Origin of the sequence: Curtobacterium luteum (assembly GCF_014646995.1) — a bacterium.
Classification (GTDB): domain Bacteria; phylum Actinomycetota; class Actinomycetes; order Actinomycetales; family Microbacteriaceae; genus Curtobacterium; species Curtobacterium luteum.
Map to the genome: position 1 here is coordinate 157,890 of NZ_BMOI01000008.1, position 22,203 is coordinate 180,092.

A 22,203-nucleotide genomic window follows, 5' to 3' on the forward strand; every position below is an offset into this window, starting at 1 on the left:
CACGACATGACCGACTTCCGGTACCTCATCGTCGGCGGCGGGATGGTCGCGGACTCCGCAGCACGCGGGATCCGCGAACTCGACGCCGACGGGACGATCGGCATCGTCAGCGAGGACGTCGACCCGCCGTACGCGCGGCCGGCGCTCTCGAAGAAGCTCTGGACCGACCCGGAGTTCAGCTGGGACGAGAAGGTCGACCTCCACACGGAGGAGACCGGCGCGACGTTCCTCCTGGGCAGCCGGGTCACGGCGATCGACCGGGACGCGAAGACCGTCACGACCGACTCGGGCGAGACGCACGGGTACGAGCGGCTGCTCATCGCGACCGGTGGGAAGCCGCGCGGTCTGCCCGGACTCGAGCCGTCCGACCGCGTCCTCGACTACCGCAGCGCCGCCGACTACCGGAAGCTCCGGGAGTTCGCCGACGCCGGCGCCCACGTGGTCGTCGTCGGCGGCGGGTACATCGGCACCGAGATCACGGCCGGCATCTCGCAGAACGGCGCGGAGGTGACGTTCGTCGACCCCGACGACGTCGTGGGCGGCCGGATGTTCCCGGACGACCTGGCGCGGGCGTTCCAGCAGCGCTTCGTCGACGCCGGCGTGGACCTGCGGCTCGGCCGGCGGGTCTCCTCCGGTGAGGAGACCGGCGACGGCGTGGTCCTCACGCTCGACGACGGCTCCACGGTCGAGGCGGACGCCGTGGTCGTCGGCCTCGGCATCGAGCCGGTCACGCAGCTCGCCGCCGACGCCGGGCTCACCGTCCGCGACGGCATCGTGGTGTCCTCGACGCTCCGCACCGACGACGAGTCGGTCTTCGCGGCCGGGGACGTCGCCGAGTACCCGGACCGCATCCTCGGGACGCGTCGCGTGGAGCACGTCGACAACGCGCAGCAGCAGGGTCGGCAGGCCGGACGCAACCTCGCGGACGCGGACGAGACCTACGACCACACGCCGATGTTCTACTCGGACGTGTTCGACATGGGGTACGAGGCCGTCGGCCAGGTGTCCTCGTCGCTGCACACCGTCGAGGACTGGACCGAACCGACCGTGACCGGTGTCGTGTACTACCTCGACGACGACCAGGTCGTGAAGGGCGTGCTGCTCTGGAACGTGTGGGACAAGACCGACGAGGCCCGGAAGGTCCTCGCGGACGCCCACTCGCTGACGCCGGACATGCTCATCGGGCGCATCCAGCCCTGACGGGCTGCACCACAGACGGACGGGAGGCGCGGTGCCAGCTGGCACCGCGCCTCCCGTCCGTCGTCAGCGCGCGTCGCGCGCTTCGGGTGCGACCTCGTCGACGACCGCTCGGCGGTCCGCCGGATCGACGGGGAGGCCGTCGCCGTCCGCCATCGCGACCGCGTGTGCGGACTTCGCGGCCTCCAGGGCCTCGTCGTCGTTCCGGGCCATGTCGAACAGCTCGATGAACCGCGACTTCACGAGCAGCCAGGCATCACCGGGGCCCAACCGATCGAGGTCCGATGACGTCGAGTCGTCACGCACACGCTGCAGCGACGACACCCCTCGGTCCGGGATCCGACCGGCCACGTGGTCGACCGCGAGCCGCGCCACAGCGTCCGCCTGCGCGTGCATCACCGAGTGGGCGCCGTCCACCACCTCGCGGAGCACCGCGTAGGGGAACACCCGGGCCAGCCGTCGGACCCAGTCCCGCGGCACCATCGCGTCGTGCTCACCACGCACGATGAGGGTGCGGGCCTGCACCTCGGCCGCACGCTCCTCGATCGGGAAGGCGATCATCCGCGGCAGGACCTTCGAGAACCAGTGCCACCCGCAGAGCGCGTGGGCCGTGATGCCGTGCCAGCGCACCGCCGCCGGTTCGTGCACGGTCGAGCGGAGGAACCGGAACGCCGACTGCCGCACGGTCCGTGCCCGCGAGTCGACGACCGGGCTGATGAGGACGAGGTCCGAGATGTCCGGGCGCCGTGCCGCGACCTCGGTCACGACCTGCGTGCCCATGGAGTGCCCGACGAGCACCGGGTCCTCGAGACCGAGCTCGTCGATGACCCGCTCGACCGCGTCCGCGAACCGCTCGATCGTCACCCGGCCGCGGAAGTGCGGGACGCCCGCGAACCCGGGGAGGTCGAGGGCGTGGACCGGGCCGTTCTCGTTGAGGTGCGGGGCGAGCCGCTCGTAGTACGTCGCCGCGATGCCGAGGCCCGCGACGAGCAGGAAGGCGCGTTCACCCGGCTCACCGATCGAGCTGACCCGGACGTAGGTTCCGTCGACGGCGATGCGGTCCACCTCGACCGTGACGTCGGCGTCCTCCGCCTCGGCCAGGCGGCCCGCCGGGTCCGGTGCGGCGTCACCGCGTGCGGTGCGGCCGTCGGGGTGCGGGGTGCGGTCGTCGGGGTGCGGGGTGCGGTCGTCGGGGTGCGGGGTGCGGTCGTCGTCCACGGCGTCTCCTCGGGTCGAACGGTCGCCCAGGATACCCGCGCCGGACTCCTGCCCGACGGACCCCACCCCGTCAGCCGCTGAACGTGTTCGCCGGGAGCCCGTGGACCCGCGTCGGGACGACGAACACCGCTCCCGAGTGCGGATGCGCCGCCAGCTGGTCCTCCTCGAGGTTCTCCCGTGCCGTCGCGATGAAGAGCGTCGACAGGTCGTCGCCGCCGAACGCCACCGACGTCACGTTCGGCGCCGGGACCTCGACGACCTCGAGCAGTGCGGCGTCCGGGCTCCGCCGCTCGACCCGGCCGGAGCCGTACACCGCGGTCCAGAGGCAGTCCTCGTCGTCGCGGACGAGCCCGTCGTGCGCCGCACCGCTGATGAACGGCACGAGTTCACCGAGCACGCCGTCCGGTCCGTACGGCGCACGGTAGATGGTCGAGGTACTGGTGTCCGTCACGAACATCGTCGTCCCGTCGGCGGACCACTCGAAGCCGTTCGCCACCCCGAACCCGCCACGCAGCGTCCGGACGGAGCCGTCGGCCTCGAACGAGTACAGCGCGCCAGCGGGGTCGTCACCGCCGAGGTCCATGCTGCCGACGACGAACCGGCCGAAGGGGTCGCACTTGCCCTCGTTGAACCGCATGCCCGCGGTCGCGTGGTCCACCCGGGCGAGTTCCCGTTCGACCACGCCGTCCTGGTCGGTGAGCACCACGGTGTCGCCGAGCGCGGCCACGAACCCTCCGGAGGCCCGGGGTTGGAAGCTCGCGAGGGGCGGCGGTAGCGGGACCACGCTCTGGACCGTGCCGTCGGCCGACGCCGTGGTGAGCGTGCCGAGGGTGATGTCCGTCCAGCGGAGCACGTGCTCCTCCCGGCTCCAGACGATGCTCTCGGCGAGGACGGCCCGGTCGTCGCAGAAGACGGTCACGGGTCCGGTGGTCGCGGGGTCCATGGTCCCTGCGTACCTGGGCCGGCCTCGGTGCGCGTTCACCCGTGGTCGACGAGCGCGGTGGGCGGATGCCACGCACGCTCCCCGGCTTCGACGACACGTCCCCCGAGCACACGGCTCCCCTGCTCGCCGTCGCGCACTCCGGCAACCTGTCGATCACGACGCCGTGCGTACCTGCGGTCGACGTCGGTTCCTTCCCCAGTCAGGGCAGGTCTCGCTACGGCTTGCGGCGCAGCCCGCGCAGTCCGGAGATCACGCACCCGATCCCAGCCACTGCAGCGAGGACCTCGATCACGACCGCGGGCAATCCCGCTCGCCCGACCGGATCGAACGGCTCCGAGGAGAACGAGAAACCGATGGCCACCGCGAACGAGAGCGCGCCGAGCACCAACATCGTGATCGTTCCTGAACGACTCACTTCATTCCTCACCTGGGCCCAGCCGCAACTCGACGGACGCGGTTTCCGTGCCAGCAAGGGCGGCGGACAAATCTCCACCGCGCACGAGCGGGAGCGGGACCGGGTGACCGGCGACGACATCCGCTCGTTCGCCAGCCAATGACTTTCATGGAACGCGCCTCGCCGGAGGCTGCGTGTTCTCCGCTCGCTGCCACGCCCCTGATCGCGTCCGCGGAGCAGGATCTCGATTCCGAACCTATCCGCGTTTTCGTCTTGCCACGTTCAGCACGACGCCGATCAGGAGCACAAGTCCAGCTAGTCCCATCACGAGCGCAAGCAGCCAAACCGGGAATCCGTGTCTCGACTCTTGCTCCCGTAGAGGTGAGAGCAAGAGCACCACTGCCCCGATCACGAACGCCGAGCCGGCGATACCGGCCAACAGTTCTTTTCCTTGCTTCACGATCATGAAAAACCTCCGGTGACGGCCGTGGAGACCAATTCTCCTGCGACTGCACAGCCCGCTGCGGCGGCTACAGCCCCGAGAGGGGTAGTCGTGGTCCCCACAATTCCTTCGCAGATGGCCGTGGTGGCGAATCCGACCACGGTCGATACCGCTTCGGTGGCGCAGCTCTCCGTCGTATAACCGGCCTGGCAAGCTGAATCGAGTTTCTCGCCCGTGACTACGAGATCCAAGGCGGTGCCGTATCCCGCCCTGCCGGACGAATCAGACCGATTGATCGGGTCACCTCCGGCGTATGCGTAACGGTTGGCGTTGGTGGGGCTGAGTGGTGCGTCGAGGGTGTCGCGTTCGATCCACCCACCCGTGACGCTGCTCTGCCACCGGTAACCGAACTTCGTCAACCCGTTCTCGGTGCTGCTCGAGCGGAGGCCAGTCCTGAATCCGTACGGGTTCTGCTGCCACTGCGTGCTGGTCTTGTTTTGGTCGGTGATGCGTTCTGCGCCGTACGGGTCGTAGTGCACCTCGTAGGCCTTTGCGCCGGCGTCAGTGATAGCTGCGGTCGGGTTCCCGATCCCGTCTACAACCCACATGCTCGTGGTCCCGTCTGTGGTCTGCAGATCCATTGGCTGCCCGGTAACGGGGTCGCTGATCACGGACGCGGTCCCCGTGCCGGCGACGGTGCGGCTGGTGATCACGGGAACACCGTTCTGATCCGTCGTGCCATACGTGTAGTCGTACTCCGCACCCCCGTCGGTGGACTGTGACAGGAGCTTGTTCATGTCCGCGCCCGCGTACTCGTAGGCGGTGGTGACGCCGTCCTTCGAGGACGAGGTCAGCTGCTGCGCACCGTTGTAGGTGAACGTCTCTCCGGGTGCTTTGGTCAGGTTCCCGACCTTGTCGTACTCGTACCCGTCCGAGGTGATCTGGCCGACCGCGTTGTACGTCAACGTCTGCGAGCTCGTCCGGTCACCGGACTGCGTCTCGGTGAGCCGGTTGCCGGCCTTGTCGTACGTGTACGCCCAGGTCACGTTCGTCCCACCTGCAGCCTGCTCGGCCTTGGTGAGGCGGCTGTTGGAGTCGTACGTGTAGACGGTGGTCTGCCCGGACAGGTTGTTCTCGGACCACTGGATCTTGTCCGTATCGTCCGCGCTCTTGGGGGCCGAGCAGTCTGCGCCGGTTGCCACGCTCGAGATGTAGCAGTACGTCAGGTCGACGACCTGCTTCGGGTTCGCGCTGTTCGCCGATGCCTGGACGCGGGTGACTTTGTTGCCGGCACCGTAGGTGATCTTCTGGTGCGCCGCCCACGTCGAAGGCGCCGTGTCCGGCGTCGCGTTCGCGGGGGCGCCGAGCCAGGTGTCGGTGCGGCGTCCGTGGTCGTCGATCTTGTAGACCTGCTTCGCCGTTCCGCCGTCCGCAGCCGGGTAGGTGGTCGCGGTGAGCACGTTCGCGGAGTCGTAGTCGTGCGTGACGGTGCCGTGCTGGTCGGTGACGGTGCGGGTGTTCCCACCGAGGTCGTACGCGTAGGACACGGTCCCGCCGCCAGCGGTGTTCACCGTGGACGTCAGGCGGTTGCGCTGGTCGTAGGTGTTGGTGATGGTGCCGGTCGCGGACTGCTCGGTGAGGAGGTTGCCGTTGCCGTCGTAGGTGTTCGTGACCGTCGGGGTGCCGTCATCGAACGCGGTCGTCAAGAGCCGGTCGTCGTTGTCGTACGCGTACGTTGTGACGCCGCCGTTGCCGTCGGTGTGGTTGCGCACCCGGCCGAATGCGTCGTACGAGTACTTCTGCTGCCCGACCGTGTCATCGGGAGCGGTGATCGCGAGCAACTGGCTGTTCGTGTCGTAGCTGTAGCTGGTCTTGGCCGTGTTGCCGGGCGCTTGCGCGGTCTTGACCGCACCCCATGCGTACGGGTCGGTGCCCTTCTTGTTGTACTCGAGCGTCGCGGTCGACGCTTCCGGGCTCCCGCTCTGCCCGTTGGTGCTGGTGGAGGAGAGGTTCCCGGGCCCGTCGTACGTGAAGTCGGTGTCGTTCTTCGACCCGTCGGTGGTCTTCGACGGCAGGTACGCCGCCGCTGCCGAGGAGGAGCCGTAGGTAGCGCTGCTGGTGCTACCGGAGCCGGACTCGGACTGCGTCAACGACTGCCCGTTGTTCGCGTCGTACTTGTTCGTGGTCTTCGACTGCGCCACATCACCGCCCGCCGCTCCGACCGTCGACGTCGCAACGCCGTTGTTCGCCGAGTTGTACGTCCGGGACCGTTCGTTCCCTTCTGGGTCGACGGCCTTGGTCACGAGGTCGTTGCCGTCGAGCGTGTAGCTGGTGTGTGCCGTGTCAGCGATCGCCTTGGACTGGTCGGACCGGGGGTCCGCGACGAGCGTGGAGGTGTCCGATGCGTAGGAGAGTCGGGTCACCGCGGTCCCCGGGGAACCGGCGGTGGTGTTGCGCTGCTCGACCTTCGTGACCCGGTCGGAGGAGTCGTAGGTGAACGCCGTCACGCCGCCCTCGGGCGCCGTGATCGTGGTGAGGTCCCCGCTGGTGTAGCCGAACGTGGTCCGCTTGCCGAGCGCGTCCGTGTACGTGGTGATGTCACCGGCGCTGTTCTTCGTCCATGACACGCTCCGCGAGCTCGAGCCGCTGGACTGGGAGAACGTCTGTACGCCGTTCGCGTACGACGAGTTCGCCGTTCGCGCACCCGTCACGCCAGCCGTGGAAACGAGGCTGGTCAGCTTGTACCGGTCGGACGTGGCGAAGGTGAAGTCGGTGATGTTGCCGTTGCGGTCGGTCACCTTGGTGGGCTGCCCGGCGAGGTTGAACACCGTCATCGAGTTCGACGTCCACCCCTTGAGTTGGTACTGCGTGTCCTCCCCGCTCGGAGTGACGCGGGTCAGGGTCTGCTGCAGACCGGCCGGGGTCTTGAACTGACCCTGTGTACCGGTCGGGGTGAACTGCCACGCCGTCCCGACGGCGTCGGTGTAGATGACACCCTGCGCGTTCGCGGTCAGGTCGCCCGCACCAGCGAGCGCGTACTGCCACCGGTTCGCGTCCATCGTGTTCGTGTTCGCCACGTTCGTCGCCCGCGAGTTGTACGCAGCCCCGATCGTGGTGTTCTGCGTGACCCCGGGCAGGTTCAGCGCGGTCGTGGTGACCAGCAGGTTCCCCGTCCCGACATCGACGCTGGCGTTGGTCTGGTCCGTGATCGGGAACGGCAGCGTCGTCGCGGAGGTCCGCTGACCGGTCCGGTTCGTGTTCCCGGGGCCGCCAGGCAGCGAGTTGTAGGCGCCCTGCAGGTCGACGAGGTAGTTCATCGCCGTCGAGCCCATGTTCTTGATGCGGATCTTGCCGTTCGCACCCACCGCCGTCACGACCGTGTTCGTCACCTTCGACGTCGCGTCGCTGTTGATCGCCGAGGAGGCCGGTTCCGCCGCACCGTCAGCCCACATCTTCGCGTACGAGTCCGCTCCGCTGTCGTTGATGGCCGTGAACGTCACCGCGACCGCCGACAGGCCGCCCTCGACCGTCGGTGCGCCCGCCTGACCGCCGACCTGCACGGTGAACGAACCGCCGGCAGCGATGCTCGAGCTGTTCCGCGTGTCGATCAGTCGACCCTGCAACGGCGTGAACCCGCCGCCCGGGTTCGAGGGCAGGAAGTACCCCTGGATGTCGACGACGAGGTCGATGTTGCCGCCGCCGCTGGCGGTGTCGAGGTAGAACTTCCCGTCGGCGCCGAGTGCGACCTGCGCCTGCATCGCGGTCGTCAGACCCTTGGTCGAGTTGTAGTTCAACACCCCTGTGCTGCCGTCAGCGCCGTTCGGTGTGGGACGCACCCACCCGGCCTTCGCCTCTCGGTTGATCACGATGACGTTCACCGCGACCGCTGCCGCACCAGCAGGGATGCCGTTCTTGCCCGTCACCTGCAGCGTGCGCCGCGACCCCGGCGGCAGCACTCCGGCAGAGGACGCGCCGGTTCCGTCACGGGTGTCCAACGCCCGGACCGGCGACATCGCCGTGAACCCGCCCGCGGACGCACCGTTCTGCGTGGACGTGTAGTACCCGGTGACGTCGATGATGACCGTCGACTGGGCCGTGTCGGTCTTCACCTGGATGCTGCCGTCGTCCGCGACTGCCAGGAGCCCGGTGTTCGACGTGTTCCCGCCCACACCCGAGTTGTAGATCGTCAGCAACGTCGCTGCGTCCCCCGAGTCCGCGCGCGCCTGCAGCTGCCCCGACCCGTTCGGGTCCGCGATCGTCACCATGAACGTGATGGCACCGATCCCGGACGACGGCAGCCCTGCGACCCCGGCGACCTGAACCGTCCGCCACGTCCCGGCGCTGGTCCCACCGCCGAGCACGCGAGCGTTCGACGGCATCGGGACGAACTGGCCACCCGTTCCCGTCACCGCCGCCTGCGCAGGCGCCGGCTGACTCACGGACACCAACAACGACCCCAGCAGCGCGAGCAACGCCACCACGGCGAACACTGACCAACGGACACGGCGCGACAAGGACGCAGCGAACACGCGAAGAACCCCTCAACAGCTGCGTGCAGCGCACAGCCCCCATGGCCGACCTGAGCAACCACCCAGGACGCTACGGAGCCATCCTCACCACCGCACCCCCAGAAGCGAAGGTAGAAGTTCGATCACGAAACGACTTTCATGCCGCATCGCTCCCGGAGGCTCGTCCGGTCCGCACAGCCAGGGCACCCCGCGCCCTCAGAGCCGCGCGTACCGCGCCCGGAAGAAGCTGTACACGCCGAACGCCACGAACCCGATGCCGATCGCCACGAGCACCACGGTGCCCCCGGGCATCTCGTGCAGCGCGTCGAAGGCGCCGTCGAGGCCCGTGGCCTGGTCCGGGTCGCTCCGGAACGCCGCGACGGCGATGAGGACACCGACCGCGACGACCGCGACGCCCTTGAGCACGTAGCCGACGACGCCGAGCACGGTCACCGCGTGCTCGATGGGCTGCCGCGGGCGGACGAGCTGCTTCCAGAACGACCGACGCGCCCCCTCGACGACGAGCGCGATGCCGATCGCGATCGCGACGAGCGCCACGAGCAGCAGGAGGAACACCCCGCCCGGCGTCGCGATGGCCTTGGCTGCGGCGGTCCGCGAAGATCCGCTCGAGCTCGTCCCGGCCCCGGTCGCGTACTGCATCGCCGACCACGAGATGGCGCCGTAGACCACGGCCTTGCCGGCGTTCTTGAGTCGGGCGCCCCAGGCGCGAGCGCTGTCGCTCCGCCCACCGACGACGGCCTCGATGACGAGGCGGATGGTGAGGGCAGCGGTCCCGATGGCGACCACCCAGAGCAGGAACACCCCACCGGGCACCCGCTCGATCTGCTGCAGGGCGCCGGACTGATCCGTCTCGCTCCCGCCGGCTGCACTGCCGATGCCGAGCAGGATCACGAGGTACCCGATGAGGAGGTGCACCACACCGCTGCCGATGAACCCGCCGCGTGCCACCAGTTCGAACCAGCGGCTGTCGGCCACCCGCCGTGCCTGCCGTCCGGCGTCCTTGACCGCCCGTTCCGCCGTTCCGCTCATCGGTCCAGCGTGCCCGTCGGGGACGGTCCTGTCCGGACCGCGTGCGGTCCCCGGACCGCCCCGGTGACGGGCCGGGAGGACGGGCCTGGAGGCGCGTGGCCAGGCCGCCACGCGCCTCCAGGCCGACGACGGGACGGACTGGGGGCGCGGTGCGGGCCCGCCTCGCGCCTCTCCCCACCGGCACGGCCGGACCGTCGCTGGCGCGACGGGCCGGAACCGGCGGCGTGGCCCCAGGCAGTCAGTCACCCTTGACGTTGACGACCTGCCGCAGCGTGTGCCGGACGCGGACCAGGTCGGCGGCGTCCGCCATCACCTGGTCGATGTCCTTGTACGCCGCCGGGATCTCGTCGAGGAACGCGTCCGTGTCGCGGTACTCGATCCCGACCATCGCGGCGCGGAGCTCGTCGTGCGTGAAGGTCTTCCGCGCCGCGGACCGGGAGAACCGACGGCCGGCACCGTGCGGGGACGACTCGAGCGACGGCTTGTTGCCCAGGCCCTCCACGACGTAGGACGCGGTCCCCATCGAGCCCGGGATGAGTCCAGGCTGCCCGGCCCGCGCCTGGATCGCGCCCTTCCGGGAGACCCACACGCTCTTCCCCCAGTGCGTCTCGCGCTGGGTGAAGTTGTGGTGGCAGTTGATCCGCTCCTGCTCGTCGACCGCGGTGCCGAGCACCTCGGCGAGCTGCCGGACGACGCGGTCCATCATCTCCTCGCGGTTGAGCAGGGCGAAGTGCTGCGCCCACCGGAGCTCGGCGATGTACCGGTCGAACTCCGGGGTCCCCTCGACGAGGTAGGCCAGGTCGGGGTCCGCCAGCTCGATCCACCAGCGCCGCATCAGCTGCTTCGCGACCCGGATGTGCCGCTGGGCGATCTTGTTGCCGACGCCCCGCGACCCGGAGTGCAGGAACAGCCAGACCCGGTCGGCCTCGTCGAGCGAGACCTCGATGAAGTGGTTGCCCGACCCGAGCGTGCCGAGCTGGTTCCGCCACCCGCCGTGCGCGCCCGCGGGGTCGAACCCGGCCGCCTCGGCCATCGTCTCGAGCTCGGCGATGCGCGGCTCGGCGGTCGCGACGATCTTCCGGTTCGACGCGCCGGCGGACAGCGGGATCGCACGCTCGATCTGCTCGCGGAGGCCGCGCAGGTCGGACGGCAGGTCGGCCGCGGAGAACTGCGTCCGGACGGCGATCATGCCGCACCCGATGTCGACGCCGACGGCGGCGGGCATGACCGCGCCGAGGGTCGGGATGACGGAGCCCACGGTGGCGCCGAGGCCGAGGTGGGCGTCGGGCATGAGGGCGAGGTGCGGGAACACGAACGGCATCCGCGCCGTCGTGCGGGCCTGCTGCTCGGTGGTCTCCTCGAGCAGGGAGGCCCAGCTGAGCAATCGGTCGGTGATGTGCTGCATGGTGGTTCGTCTCGCTTTCCGTGACGGTCGGCGGCCGTCGGGTGACGGCCGGGGGTGACGGTCCGGGACGGTGCCTGACTGCCGACCGGTCCACCCGAGCCGAGGTCGGGTGGGAGACGGGAGGGCAGGAGACGGGACGCCCCGGGCCGGGTGGGCTCGCGGGGCGTCGGGTGACGGTCGCGTGCCTACGCGGGGTTGCGGAGGGACTGGCTCGCGTACTGCCGTTCGGACAGCACGACGAGTGCGTCGAGCTGGAGCTCGACCCACTGTTCGGGGTGCTGTACGGCGCGCATGCGCAGTCCTTCCGTGGTGCCCGGGGCGGACGTCCTGCCGGTGGGCAGGAGGACGACAGTAGTGCGACACGCCCGGGGCGCACAAGAGCGACACGCCCGGGCGTGGTCGTCGGTGGCGCGGGCGGCGCGGGCGGCGCGGTCGGCGCGCCGGACGTGCTCGTCGGGCATCAGTCCGCGCGGCCCTCGAGACGCTGGCGGAGTCGCTCCAGCACGGCGCCGGCCTCGGCGAGCACGCGACGGTCGGCTGCGGACGACGCCGCCATGGCCTCGACGAGCACCCGTTCGGCGGCCTCGTCGTAGACCGCGAGCCGGCGCTCGGCGAGCTCGGTCAGCCCGACCTCGGTGCTCCGACCGTCACCGCGGGCGAGCCGGCGCTCGACGAGCCCGTCCCGCTCCATCGCGGCGACGAGGTTGCTGACCGTCGAGCGCGCGAGCCCCAGCGCCCGTCCGAGGGCGGTCGGGCTCGACCACCCGTCGGCGTCGAGTCGCCGGAGGACCTCGATCTGGGCGTCCGGGATGTCGGGCAGGTCACCGGAGCGGCGCGCCGTGGTGAGGAGCGCACGGCGGAAGGGCCCGATCTCCGCGCTCAGGCGGCGGGCCGCGTCGGACAGGCCGTGGTCGTTCGGGCGGGTGGACACCCTCTCAGCGTACTCACCGGAACTACGTCTGCAACAAACGCATTCCGGGTGCAAACTCGAATGCATGGACATCACCACGAGCGTCGAACACCCCGTCCCCGAGCAGGACCTCTCCGGCATCGTCGGACACCGGTTCATCTACACCTACGCCAACGGCTGGCAGTACGAGATGTACGTCAAGAACGCCACCACCATCGACTACCGGATCCACTCGGGCATGGTCGGCGGTCGCTGGGTCAAGGACCAGCAGGTCGACCTCGTCGCCCTGACCGCCGGCGTGTACAAGGTGTCGTGGAACGAGCCGACCGGCACGAGCGTCGTCGTCACCGTCGTCCCGGGCGAGCGCGTGCTGCACGGCACGATCTTCTTCCCGCACTGGGTGGAGGAGGACGGCAGCAAGACCGTGCTCTTCCAGAACGACCACCTCGACCGCATGCGCGAGTACCGCGACCAGGGCCCGACCTACCCGATCTACGTCGTGCCCGAGTTCGCGCACATCACGCTGTTCGAGCACGTGGGCGAGGACGACGAGACCGTGGTCGACACAGCGCCCGCCGACCTGCCCGCCGGCTTCGCGGACCGGACGAACTGATGCGCCCGATCACCCTCGACCACCGGGGCCGGACGGTCCGCGGCTGGGAGCTCGGCACGGACGAGCCCGGACGCCCGGCGGTCCTGCTCGTGCACGGCTTCGGCAGCACGGACACCGGCGGCCAGCAGTTGTTCGTGCAGACCGCCCGTCGGCTCCACGAGCACGGAGCGGTGGTCCGCTCGTACAGCCGCCTCGGCCACGGGACGAGCGACGGCGAGTTCGCCGACATCACCATCGGTGACGAGGTCGACCAGGTCGAGTCGATGATCCGGACGCTCGCCGCGGACGCCGGAGCACCGGTGCACGTGGTCGCGCACAGCCTCGGCGCCGTGGAGTCCGCGACGGCAGCGGCCCGGGTCCCCGAGCTCGTCGCCTCGCTGACGCTGTGGTCGCCGGCGGGCGTCGTCGTCGACGACATCGCGAGCAAGGACGAGATCCAGGGGCAGCCACTCGCGCCGGCCCGCGAGCAGGGGTACTTCGACTTCGGCGGGATGGCGCTCGGCACGGCGTTCATCGACGAGGTCACGGCCGGCCTCGACGTGTACGCCGGGATCGACCGCTACACCGGACCGGCCGAGGTCCTGCACGGCACGGCCGACCAGATCGTGCCGCTGTCGTACGGCGAACGGTACGGCGAGGTGCTGCCCCGGGCAGCCTTCACCCCGGTCGAGGGCGCGGACCACGGCTGGTCCTCGGTGCCGTTCCGACGGCTCCTGCTCGATCGGCTGGTCGCCTTCGTCGGACTCGCGGACGGCTCCTGACGGTTCCGCGGTGCGGCGTCGAGCCACCCACGGTGACCGCGGTCGTCACGCCGGTGTGAACACCACCCCGGCGGCACCGGGGGTGCCGTCCCACGCCGTCGCACCGGCCGCGATCGCCCGCGCGAGGACGTCTCCCCCCTGCTCGCCCGAGGTCCGGGAGGTGTCACACACCACCCGGACCCCGAGCGTGCGGCTGATGCGGACCATCGACCGCACCTGCGCTGCCGAGGTGGAACCGGGGTCGCCGATCAGCAGGAACGTCGGGGGCGGTGTGAAGCTGCTGAGCGCCGCCCCCCAGCCGTACACCCGGTCGAGCCGACTGACATACTGCGAGGAGACGAGCCAGCCGTAGCGATCCGCCTCGGTGGACGCGTCGACGACGATCACCGTGCCGTCCACGGAGCACCTCCGGACGGCTGGAGGGGGACAGCATGGAGGACCGACCGGGCGACCTGCGTCGAGTCGCGGTCGTGATCGAGGACGACCTCGACATCCGCTACCTGCTCGAACAGGTGCTCACACAGGCCGGGTTCTCGACCGTGAGCACGGGGAACGGCGAGGACGGCGTCCGTGCCGTCCTCGCCCACGAACCGCTGGTCACCACCCTCGACGTCTCGCTGCCGGGGATCGACGGCTTCGAGGTCGCCCGCCGCATCCGGTCCGGGAGCAACACCTACATCGTGATGATCTCGGCGATGGGCGACGAGATCGACGTCCTGCAGGGGCTCGAGGCCGGCGCGGACGACTACATCGTGAAGCCGTTCCGCCCCCGTGAGCTGCGCGCTCGGCTCGGTGCGATGCTGCGCCGCCCACGATCGGTCGTGGACGGCTCCGACACCGCGGGGGTGGACGGCGGCCCGCACGCCGCGGTCGGCGACGGCCCGCACGCCGCCGTCGGTGGCGGGCAGCCCCGTCCCGAGCTGCCGGTGCCGGGCGCCGGCGCCGAGCCCCTCGCGGACGTCCCGCCGCAGCCCGCCACGACCGGCGCGTCCGCGTCGGGCGTCGCTGAAGTTGCTCCTGGAGCCGGGGCGTCGGCTGCGAGTGCCTCCGAGCCGTCCGCGGTCCCGCACGACCCCTCCGCCTCGTGGGTCGAGCACAACGGGCTCGCACTCGACCCCGACGCTCGTCTCGCCGAGGTCGACGGCACCCCGGTGGAGCTCACGAAGACCGAGTTCGACCTCATCGCCACCCTGCTCGAGTCGCGGCGCCGCGTGCGCTCGAAGGGCGACCTGGCCCTGGCGCTGCGGAACGACGCCTACGTCACCACGCACTACGTCGGTGACGCCGACCGCCGGAACGTCGAGGTGCACATGGCGAACCTCCGTCGGAAGCTCGGTGACGACCCCAACGCGCCGCGGTTCGTCGTGACGGTCCGGGGTGTCGGGTACCGCCTGACGGGCCCCGGCGATCCGGGGTTCGCAGCCGGCTGAGTCGCGGTCGCACACGCGGATCAGACCCGGTACCCGAACTGGCGCCGGAGCAGCTTCCCGATCATGCCCAGCGTCTGCAGCGCCGTGATCACCGCCAGCACCGGCCAGCCGAACCACAGGATCGTGGACTGCGCGACGACGTCGAGCTGCAGCCAGCCGTACACCGCGGCCGCCATCACCAGGACGACCACCACCACGGGCGCGAGGTAGCCGTTGCCCGAACCGCGCTCGGCCTTCGCCTGCTCGGCCCAGTTGTCGGTCTGCTTCTTGCTCGCGAACCGCGTCCACGCCCGGAGGAAGTGCCCGAGCCGGATCCACATGTAGACCTCGGCGGGCACCGCAGCCAACGCGAAGACCACGTCACGCCACGTCCGGTGCTTCATCGACGCGACCACGCGCAGGTTGAGGGCGACGGCAGCGATCGGGGGCAGCAGCCACACGGGGCTGAAGACGAAGGCGCCGATCGACAGCGACGCCACCAGCAGGAGCACGAACAGCACGCGGGTGACGAAGTTCGTGAGCATCGACGCGTGCTCGACCCACCGCAGCCGCAGGTTCGGGTGGAACGGCTGCCCCTTCGTGTCGCCGCGCTGCCCGGGCCACATGAGCTCGATCGCGCCGAAGTTCCACTTCACCTGCTGCGCGTCGAGCCCGCGGAGGGTGTGCATCCCGCCCACGTCCGCACGGGCGCGCGCGCTGATCTTCGTGAGGTACCCGGCGCTCTTGATCTGCAGGGACAGCAGCGAGTCCTCGACCTCGCTGTCCTTGACCCAGGGCGACCCCTGGTGGTTGACCTCCATCACCTCGTGCAGGGCGCGCATCGAGAAGATCGAGAACTGGCCCCCGAGCACGGCCATGTTCCGGCCCTTGAGCATGTTCTGCATGTTGAAGGCGGCGAACTGGGCACGCTGTCCGGCGATCAGGAACCGCGGGACCAGGCCGCGGAACGGTGCGTCGTCGATGGAGTAGATCGCGGAGATGCCGCCGATGCGTGCATCCGAGACGATCTCCTGCGCGAGCCACTCGACCGCCTCGGGGTGCGCGGTCGTGTCGCCGTCCACCCCGAGCATGTAGTCGCAGCCCTCGATGAGGCTGAAGCCGTAGTTGAGCGCGCCGACCTTCTTGTCCGGGTTCTCGCCGATGTCGTGCACGTAGACCTCGGTCTCCTGCACGGCGTCCCCGTGCTCGATCCGGTGCGGTCCCGCGTAGGCGGCCGCGATGTCGAAGGTCGCGTCGGTGGTGTTGTTGATGACGACGTGGACGACGTCCGGGACGCGGGTCTGCGCGAGCAGGGAGTCGAGGACCGCGGCGATGCTCTCGGCTTCGTTGTACGCCGGGATGACGCACCCGATCGTCGGGCGGTAGTCCGGCAGCGACGCGAGGTCGTCGAGGACGGCTGCGGCCAGCTCGGGGTCGTGGCGGACGGTGTACCGGGTCGGCACGCCCGTGGTCGGGGCTGCGGTCGGTCGGGTCGTCGACATGGTGGCTCCTGATCGGTCGGCGTGGTGCTGTGGTCGCGATCAGCCTCACCCGGCGTCCTCTGGCCGCGCGCTAGCATGGCGCTGCGGATCCTCAAGATCTGCTCTGGGACCGGGGGAGCGATGAGGCGGACGTCATCGAGGCCGTTCCTCGTCGCGGCGGTCGTCACGACGGGAGCGCTGGCGCTCACCGCGTGCGGCACCCCTCCGTGGGAGTCCGCGGCGACGGACCGGGCGACCCGCGACCCCGGTCGGGCAAGCGCGTCGGCGTCGGCGTCGGGCTCGCCCAGCACGGCCGCGAGCACCCCGTCAGCACGACCGGGCGGCGACCTCGTCGACGGCGCCCTGAGCCGGACGGTCCGCGCCGGTGACCTCGTCGTCGGCGTGCGGTACTGGTCGACGCTGCCGCTGCAGGACTGGACCGCGGGCTCCGCCAAGCCGCTGTCGATGTCCGTCTCCACCCGCGGGGGCTCCGACGTCCGGCTGGTCCGTGCGGCGGTGGAGACCTCCGCCCTGGCACGCGACGGGAGCGACCTCCCACCCGGCGGCCAGCCGGGAGCGCAGACGGACCCGTCGGGCTTCGCGGTCTCGCGTCCGCAGTCCTGGTCGGGCACGTTCGTCCTCGGCCCGACGGACGACCGCACCGCGACCCTGCGGGTGGTGGTGACCCTGGTGTTCACCGAGGGTTCGGGCGATTCGCGCACCCAGCAGACCGCGACGGACGTGCTCTCGGTCGGCCTCCCGACCGACGGCTGACCCGGGACTCCGTCGGGCATCGGCGACACCGGGGGTCAGGGCCGCTCGAGGTCCTCCAGCCGGTACCCGCGGTCGTCCGTCGAGGTCACGGCCCAGGTCGTCGAGGACCCGACCGTCGCTCCGTCGGCAGGGTCCCCGGTCGACGGCATCTCGAGTTCGGCGCGCCACCCGGCGAGGTCGCACTCCTCCTGCCTGACCAGGACGACGACGCGGTCGTCCCCCTCGGTCCAGACGGTCGCGTCCGGCGGGACCAGACGCTGGAGGGCCGCGACGAGCCGGTCCCGGTGCACGACCCCCGCCCCGGGACCGAAGGCCGTCGTCACCAGCGCGGCGTCGTCGAGGGAGACGACCAGCCGCACGAAGGACACCTGGTGGTAATCCGCTCGGGCGAGGACCCTCGTGACGCCGCGGAGCACGTCCGACCGCCGCTGCACGTCCTTCGGGGGCTCGTCACGGGTCGATGCTGACCGGATCAGGGTGCACACCAGTGCGACCGCGAGCACGACGACCAGCCACACGACCAGGATCCGGGTCGCGTCCCCGGCCAGGAGTGCCGCTCCGATCAGCACCAGGAAGGTGCCGACGCTGGTGACCCCGACGTCCAGGAAGCCTCGTCGGACCTCGGGGTGCCGGCCGCCGAGCCGGCGACGGGTCACCAGGACCACCAGGAGCAGGGCGAGGCCGCTGCCGATGGCCGTCCAGAGGAGCAGCGGGTTCACCGCGCGCCCCCGGTCCTGCCGGGCCCGCCCACCGGGATCGTCATGGTCACGGTCGTCCCCTCCCCGAGCACGCTCGACACCGTCAGGTCCCCGCCGTGGCGTTCGGCGATCTGTCGGCAGATCGCGAGCCCGAGCCCGGTCCCGTGGATGGTACTGCTGCGGACCGCTTCGGCACGGAAGAACCGTTCGAACAGGTGCGTCTGGTCCTCGTCGTCGATCCCGATGCCGTCGTCACGGACGATGACCCACGCTCGGTCACCCACGGCGTGCGCGCCGAGTTCCACCCACCCGCCGGCGTGGTTGTACTTCACCCCGTTGCTGACGAGGTTGTCGACGACCTGCCGGACCCGGAAGGCGTCCGCCACCACCGGCACCGGCCCGGAGCGCACCGGGAGGCGCAGCTCGACGCCGGCCGCCCGGGCGGCCGGTCCTGCCGCTTCGACCGCCGCCTCGATGACGTCCACGAGGTCACAGGGAGCGAGGACGAGGTCGACCCGGTCCTCCCGCGCCGCCTGGAGGATGCCGCTGACCAACTCGACCAGCCGTTCGGCGTTGCGGGCCGCGACGTCGAGCATGCGTTCGGCGGTCTCCGGGAGCCCCGGCACCTCGCGAGCGAGCTCGACCGAACCGAGCACGGCCGTCGTCGGCGTCCGCAGTTCGTGCGACACCGACGCCACCAGGTCGTCGCGGGCGTCCAGCGCGCTGCGTTCCGCCGTCACGTCCCGGGCGACGAGCACCCCGCCCCCGGTGTCCGGCGGGAGCAGGCGCGTGTTGATCGAGTAGGTCCGCACCGCTCCGTCACCCGGACGCACCGCGACGAGGACGTCCTCGAGCTCGTCGCCGTCGAGTGTGCGCCGGACGAGCTCGGCGAGCGAGGCGTCGCCCGGCGCCGACGCCAGGTCGTCGAGCGCGCTGCCCTGCCGGCCGTGGTTCGCGACCGTCGTGCCGCCCTCGGCGTCGAAGGCCAGCACGTCGAAGTCGACCGAGTCGAGGGTCGCACGGACGAGCTCCTCCCGTGCGACGACGGCGGTGAGCCGCTGCTGGAGGAGCACGGTCTGGCGCCGGAGCAGTTCCTGACGCGCGCGGGCCCGGGCGGCGAGGACCGCCGCCGTGCCGCTGACCGCGACGATGACCAGGGGCAGGGAGATCAGCCGCGCGGTGTCCGCGGTGTCGATGACGTCCCATTCGCGCGGCGCCCCGATCCACAGCAGGACGACGGTGATCCCGGCGGTGCTCGCCGCTCCCGGGAGGCCGAACGCGTACCCGGCCCACAGCGCCGGCAGGACGAAGAGCGCGCTGACGCCGATCGACGGGACGTCCCCGCGGATGAACGCGATCCCGGCGACGTCGAGCGCCAGGACGAGGGCGAACCACCGGGGGTCGGCACCGGGTCGGGCGAGCGCGGTGACGACGAGGGCGACCAGCGGCAGCGCCGCGCCGAGCGTCGCGAGGACACCGACCTCCTGTCGGTCGACGACGAGCACGAACGCGATCACCGGCATGATCCCGGTGACGACCGCGAGCTGGTTGCGGAAGGCCCGCCGACCGGCCCCGTCCTCGTCGATCCGAGCTGGCTGCACCATGGGCCCATGCTGCCACCGGAGCGGTCGGGGTACGTCCCGCTGATGGTCGGCTGTACCCCCGGGGCAGGCTGGGTGCATGAGCGAACGGACCCGGGACACCCCCGACGCGACCGACGACGAGGAGCGGGTCGACGGCTACGTCCCGCTCCGCTCCTACGGTGCGGTCGGTGACGGGCGGACGGTGGCGCTCATCGCGCTCGACGGCCGCATCGACTGGCTGCCCATCCCGTCGATGGACTCGCCACCCGTGTTCGCGAGCATCCTCGACGCCGAGCACGGCGGCCACGTCGCGCTCCGTCCGACCGGGGACGCCGAGGTCTCGCGCGAGTACCTGCCCGGGACGAACGTCCTCGTCACGACCTGGACGACCCCGACCGGGGAGGTGACCGTCTCCGACGCCATGGTGACCGGGGTCGCCGGACGGTTGCCGTGGGCCGAGGTCGCGCGGTGCGTCCAGGGGGTGCGCGGATCGGTGGAGCTCGAGTGGGCCGTCGTCCCCGGCACCCTGCTGAACACCGCCGAGCCGAAGCGGCTCGACACCGCGAACGGTGCCGTCATCGGCATCGACGGCGTCACCATCGCGATCGTCGAGCAGGGCTTCGAACCGGTGCACGACGACGGCCCCCGGTTCTCCGGCCGGTTCACCGCGACGCCAGGGTCGAAGCACATCCTCACGATCGTCGGGACCCAGGACGAACCGATCTTCATGCCGAAGCCCGAGGCGGCCCTCGCGGCGATGGACCGCACGATCGCGAACTGGTCGACGTGGTCCGAGGCGTTCCACTACGACGGCCCGTGGTCCGAGGCCGTGCAGCGGAGCGCCCTCGCCCTGAAGCTGCTCATCTACTCCCCCACCGGCGCCATCGCCGCGGCACCGACCACGAGCCTGCCGGAGGACCGGACCGGCGGGAAGAACTGGGACTACCGCTTCGCCTGGGTCCGCGACCTGTCGTACACGGTGCACGCGCTCACCCGGTTCGGCCTGCGCGAGGAGACCCACGCGGCCGTGTCCTGGGTGATGCGCACCATCGCCGAGCACGACGAGGACATGCCGATCTTCTACGAGCTCGACGGCTCGGCGAGCGACGGCGTCGAGGAGCGCGACGTCCCGGGGTGGCAGGGCATCGGCCCGGTGACGATCGGGAACCGCGCGGGCGACCAGCTCCAGCTCGGCGTCTGGGGCGACGTCTTCGAGATCCTCCGGCAGTACGTCCGTGCCGGCAACGTCATCGACCGGAAGACGGCGACGGTCCTGCAGGGCCTCGCGGACGACGCGTGCCACCGGTGGGAGGAAGCCGACTCGGGCATGTGGGAGCTCCAGGACACCCAGCACTACGTGTCGAGCAAGATCGGCTGCTGGCAGGCTCTGGACGCCGCCGTCGAGCTGCACGACGCCGGCATGATCGACGGCCCGCGGGACAAGTGGGTGGAGAACCGCGAACTCATCGAGCAGTGGGTCGCCGAGCACGGGTGGGACGAGGAACGCGGCTACTACGTGATGTACCCGGGCTCGGACGAGCTCGACACCTCGATCCTGCTGCACGCGATGAGCGCCTTCGACCGCGGTCCCCGGATGGCGTCCACGATCCGCGCGATCGAGGAGCAGCTGCAGCGCGGCCCGCTCGTCTACCGCTACTCGGGCATGGAGCAGGAGGAGTCGCCGTTCGTCGCCTGCTCGTTCTGGCTCGCCGCCGCGATGGCGTGCACGGGCCGGGTCGACGACGCCGCGGCGCTGATGGACGCGATTGTGGCGCAGGCGAACGACGTCGGGCTCTACAGCGAGATGATCAGCGAGGACGGCTCCTTCATGGGGAACCTCCCGCAGGGCCTGTCGCACCTGGCGCTCATCCAGGCCGCGCTGACCATCGAGGAGGTCCGGACCCAGCAGGCCGGCTCCGACGAGACTGGCGGGAGCGACCGCACGGAGTGATCATGGAGGGGTCATGAACGACGTCGACGCACGCATGGACCGGCTCCGGCGCGCTGCTCGGTACCGGTACGAGCGGCTCGTCGAGAGCGAGATCGAACGGGGGTCGCTCGACCCCGACGAGGTCCGCGAGGAACGACGGCTGCTCCGCGCGAAGGACGTCGGCCAGCACGCCCGGGCGCTCATCGAGGAAGCCGAACGCCGCGGTGTCTTCGAGGGGAACCCCTACCACGGCAAGCCGCTGCCCTCGAACGACGGCCGACACGACCCGGACTGGTGGATCCGGTCGAAGATCGAGCGCGAGCAGATCACCGGGATCGCCCCGCCTGCGTTCGCCCTCCGGAAGGAGGACGCCGAACTCGACGAGCACCTCGATGCGCTGTCGGTCGAGCGTGACGTCCGCGACGTCCTCGAGGACTTCAACGCCCGCGTGAAGGAGGCTCGTCGGCAGCTGCTCGGCGGCCCGCCGGTCGTGACGCCGCTCCGGGACGTCGATGCGGAGGTCGTGGCGTGGCGGGACCGCCGGGAGGCACGGGCCGCCTCCGACGCGGCAGCGGCGGCCGCGCAGGCGGCCGCGTCCGACACCCGACCGTCCCGGTGGTGGCGCCGGCGTCGCTGACGCGATCCGCGCCTCCCGTCCGACCCACGACGCACGCCCGTCCCGCCCGACGCACACGACGATCCGGCCACGACGCACGAGAGCGCCGCCCCCTGTCGGGGACGACGCTCTCGGCGTTGGTGCGGTCTTACTTGATCTTGGCGGTGATGGTGGCGGTGCCGACGAGGAGGCCGCGCTTGACGGCGTCGGTGCCGAAGGTCTTGTTCAGCAGGCCGGCAGCGTCCTCGGAGATGTGGACCGTGGTGCCGGT

Annotated in this window: 18 protein-coding genes; 8 read left to right on the top strand and 10 right to left on the bottom strand. The window is 70.8% G+C overall.

Annotation, left to right across the window (positions count from 1 at the left end):
* Nucleotides 1–6: 6 nt before the first annotated feature.
* The gene (locus tag IEY20_RS10775; RefSeq protein WP_175328881.1) at nucleotides 7–1,200 is read left to right on the top strand and encodes an NAD(P)/FAD-dependent oxidoreductase; all 1,194 of its coding nucleotides are present in this window, start codon (nucleotides 7–9) and stop codon (nucleotides 1,198–1,200) included.
* A 63-nt stretch (nucleotides 1,201–1,263) separates the two neighbouring features.
* Here the strand turns inward: IEY20_RS10775 and IEY20_RS10780 are convergent, their stop codons facing one another.
* Together IEY20_RS10780 and IEY20_RS10785 are read right to left on the bottom strand one after the other, a co-directional pair.
* On the bottom strand, nucleotides 1,264–2,415 hold the full coding sequence (locus IEY20_RS10780) for an alpha/beta fold hydrolase (protein WP_175328882.1): 1,152 nt from the start codon (nucleotides 2,413–2,415) through the stop codon (nucleotides 1,264–1,266).
* A 70-nt stretch (nucleotides 2,416–2,485) separates the two neighbouring features.
* The gene (locus IEY20_RS10785; RefSeq protein ID WP_175328883.1) at nucleotides 2,486–3,358 is read right to left on the bottom strand and encodes an SMP-30/gluconolactonase/LRE family protein; all 873 of its coding nucleotides are present in this window, start codon (nucleotides 3,356–3,358) and stop codon (nucleotides 2,486–2,488) included.
* 41 nt (nucleotides 3,359–3,399) lie between these two features.
* Between IEY20_RS10785 and IEY20_RS10790 the strand changes: the two genes are divergently transcribed.
* Nucleotides 3,400–3,915 (top strand): hypothetical protein, encoded by a 516-nt coding sequence (locus IEY20_RS10790; protein WP_175328884.1) that lies wholly within the window; start codon nucleotides 3,400–3,402, stop codon nucleotides 3,913–3,915.
* Between the two features lie 299 nt (nucleotides 3,916–4,214).
* Here IEY20_RS10790 and IEY20_RS10795 read toward each other — a convergent pair whose 3' ends face one another.
* From IEY20_RS10795 to IEY20_RS10810, 4 genes are all read right to left on the bottom strand, one after another.
* Nucleotides 4,215–8,603, bottom strand: a complete 4,389-nt coding sequence (locus IEY20_RS10795) for an RHS repeat-associated core domain-containing protein (protein WP_175328886.1) — start codon at nucleotides 8,601–8,603, stop codon at nucleotides 4,215–4,217.
* A gap of 315 nt (nucleotides 8,604–8,918) precedes the next feature.
* Nucleotides 8,919–9,752 (bottom strand): DUF1206 domain-containing protein, encoded by an 834-nt coding sequence (locus IEY20_RS10800; RefSeq protein ID WP_175328887.1) that lies wholly within the window; start codon nucleotides 9,750–9,752, stop codon nucleotides 8,919–8,921.
* Between the two features lie 238 nt (nucleotides 9,753–9,990).
* Complete coding sequence (locus IEY20_RS10805) at nucleotides 9,991–11,157, bottom strand: RtcB family protein (protein WP_022902641.1); 1,167 nt, start codon at nucleotides 11,155–11,157, stop codon at nucleotides 9,991–9,993.
* A gap of 460 nt (nucleotides 11,158–11,617) precedes the next feature.
* Nucleotides 11,618–12,088 (bottom strand): MarR family winged helix-turn-helix transcriptional regulator, encoded by a 471-nt coding sequence (locus tag IEY20_RS10810; RefSeq protein WP_022902643.1) that lies wholly within the window; start codon nucleotides 12,086–12,088, stop codon nucleotides 11,618–11,620.
* Nucleotides 12,089–12,152: 64 nt separating this feature from the next.
* Between IEY20_RS10810 and IEY20_RS10815 the strand changes: the two genes are divergently transcribed.
* Both IEY20_RS10815 and IEY20_RS10820 read left to right on the top strand, forming a co-directional pair.
* Entirely contained in the window at nucleotides 12,153–12,680 is a 528-nt protein-coding gene (locus IEY20_RS10815; RefSeq protein ID WP_022902644.1) for a phenolic acid decarboxylase, read from the top strand.
* The gene (locus tag IEY20_RS10820; protein ID WP_022902645.1) at nucleotides 12,680–13,441 is read left to right on the top strand and encodes an alpha/beta hydrolase; all 762 of its coding nucleotides are present in this window, start codon (nucleotides 12,680–12,682) and stop codon (nucleotides 13,439–13,441) included. The genes IEY20_RS10815 and IEY20_RS10820 overlap by 1 nt, the downstream gene beginning before the upstream one ends.
* A 45-nt stretch (nucleotides 13,442–13,486) precedes the next feature.
* On the opposite strand, the gene IEY20_RS10825 is transcribed toward IEY20_RS10820, so the two are convergent.
* Complete coding sequence (locus IEY20_RS10825) at nucleotides 13,487–13,840, bottom strand: hypothetical protein (protein ID WP_175328888.1); 354 nt, start codon at nucleotides 13,838–13,840, stop codon at nucleotides 13,487–13,489.
* Between the two features lie 32 nt (nucleotides 13,841–13,872).
* Between IEY20_RS10825 and IEY20_RS10830 the strand changes: the two genes are divergently transcribed.
* Nucleotides 13,873–14,871, top strand: coding sequence for a response regulator transcription factor (locus IEY20_RS10830; RefSeq protein ID WP_175328889.1), 999 nt, complete (start codon nucleotides 13,873–13,875; stop codon nucleotides 14,869–14,871).
* A gap of 20 nt (nucleotides 14,872–14,891) precedes the next feature.
* Here IEY20_RS10830 and IEY20_RS10835 read toward each other — a convergent pair whose 3' ends face one another.
* Nucleotides 14,892–16,352 (bottom strand): glycosyltransferase family 2 protein, encoded by a 1,461-nt coding sequence (locus IEY20_RS10835; protein ID WP_175328890.1) that lies wholly within the window; start codon nucleotides 16,350–16,352, stop codon nucleotides 14,892–14,894.
* Nucleotides 16,353–16,472: 120 nt separating this feature from the next.
* On the opposite strand from IEY20_RS10835, the gene IEY20_RS10840 reads away from it, so the two are divergent.
* On the top strand, nucleotides 16,473–17,105 hold the full coding sequence (locus IEY20_RS10840) for a hypothetical protein (RefSeq protein ID WP_175328891.1): 633 nt from the start codon (nucleotides 16,473–16,475) through the stop codon (nucleotides 17,103–17,105).
* Nucleotides 17,106–17,140: 35 nt separating this feature from the next.
* Here IEY20_RS10840 and IEY20_RS10845 read toward each other — a convergent pair whose 3' ends face one another.
* Nucleotides 17,141–17,824, bottom strand: a complete 684-nt coding sequence (locus IEY20_RS10845; protein WP_175328892.1) for a hypothetical protein — start codon at nucleotides 17,822–17,824, stop codon at nucleotides 17,141–17,143.
* Nucleotides 17,821–19,407 (bottom strand): sensor histidine kinase, encoded by a 1,587-nt coding sequence (locus IEY20_RS10850; protein WP_175328893.1) that lies wholly within the window; start codon nucleotides 19,405–19,407, stop codon nucleotides 17,821–17,823. The genes IEY20_RS10845 and IEY20_RS10850 overlap by 4 nt, the downstream gene beginning before the upstream one ends.
* 76 nt (nucleotides 19,408–19,483) lie before the next feature.
* Here IEY20_RS10850 and IEY20_RS10855 point away from each other — a divergent pair, with 76 nt between their 5' ends.
* Complete coding sequence (locus IEY20_RS10855) at nucleotides 19,484–21,337, top strand: glycoside hydrolase family 15 protein (protein WP_175328894.1); 1,854 nt, start codon at nucleotides 19,484–19,486, stop codon at nucleotides 21,335–21,337.
* Nucleotides 21,338–21,350: 13 nt separating this feature from the next.
* Nucleotides 21,351–21,953 carry a DnaJ family domain-containing protein gene (locus IEY20_RS10860; protein ID WP_022902957.1) on the top strand — a complete coding sequence of 201 codons (603 nt, stop codon included), beginning with the start codon at nucleotides 21,351–21,353 and terminating at the stop codon, nucleotides 21,951–21,953.
* Nucleotides 21,954–22,203: the final 250 nt, after the last annotated feature.

Coding starts and splice junctions, on each gene's coding strand:
- IEY20_RS10855 (WP_175328894.1), top strand. CDS start 19,484: ATGAGCGAACGGACCCGGGACACCCCCGACGCGACCGACGACGAGGAG.
- IEY20_RS10805 (WP_022902641.1), bottom strand. CDS start 11,157: ATGCAGCACATCACCGACCGATTGCTCAGCTGGGCCTCCCTGCTCGAG.
- IEY20_RS10775 (WP_175328881.1), top strand. CDS start 7: ATGACCGACTTCCGGTACCTCATCGTCGGCGGCGGGATGGTCGCGGAC.
- IEY20_RS10860 (WP_022902957.1), top strand. CDS start 21,351: ATGAACGACGTCGACGCACGCATGGACCGGCTCCGGCGCGCTGCTCGG.
- IEY20_RS10800 (WP_175328887.1), bottom strand. CDS start 9,752: ATGAGCGGAACGGCGGAACGGGCGGTCAAGGACGCCGGACGGCAGGCA.
- IEY20_RS10815 (WP_022902644.1), top strand. CDS start 12,153: ATGGACATCACCACGAGCGTCGAACACCCCGTCCCCGAGCAGGACCTC.
- IEY20_RS10835 (WP_175328890.1), bottom strand. CDS start 16,352: ATGTCGACGACCCGACCGACCGCAGCCCCGACCACGGGCGTGCCGACC.
- IEY20_RS10840 (WP_175328891.1), top strand. CDS start 16,473: ATGAGGCGGACGTCATCGAGGCCGTTCCTCGTCGCGGCGGTCGTCACG.
- IEY20_RS10830 (WP_175328889.1), top strand. CDS start 13,873: ATGGAGGACCGACCGGGCGACCTGCGTCGAGTCGCGGTCGTGATCGAG.
- IEY20_RS10820 (WP_022902645.1), top strand. CDS start 12,680: ATGCGCCCGATCACCCTCGACCACCGGGGCCGGACGGTCCGCGGCTGG.
- IEY20_RS10850 (WP_175328893.1), bottom strand. CDS start 19,407: ATGGTGCAGCCAGCTCGGATCGACGAGGACGGGGCCGGTCGGCGGGCC.
- IEY20_RS10785 (WP_175328883.1), bottom strand. CDS start 3,358: ATGGACCCCGCGACCACCGGACCCGTGACCGTCTTCTGCGACGACCGG.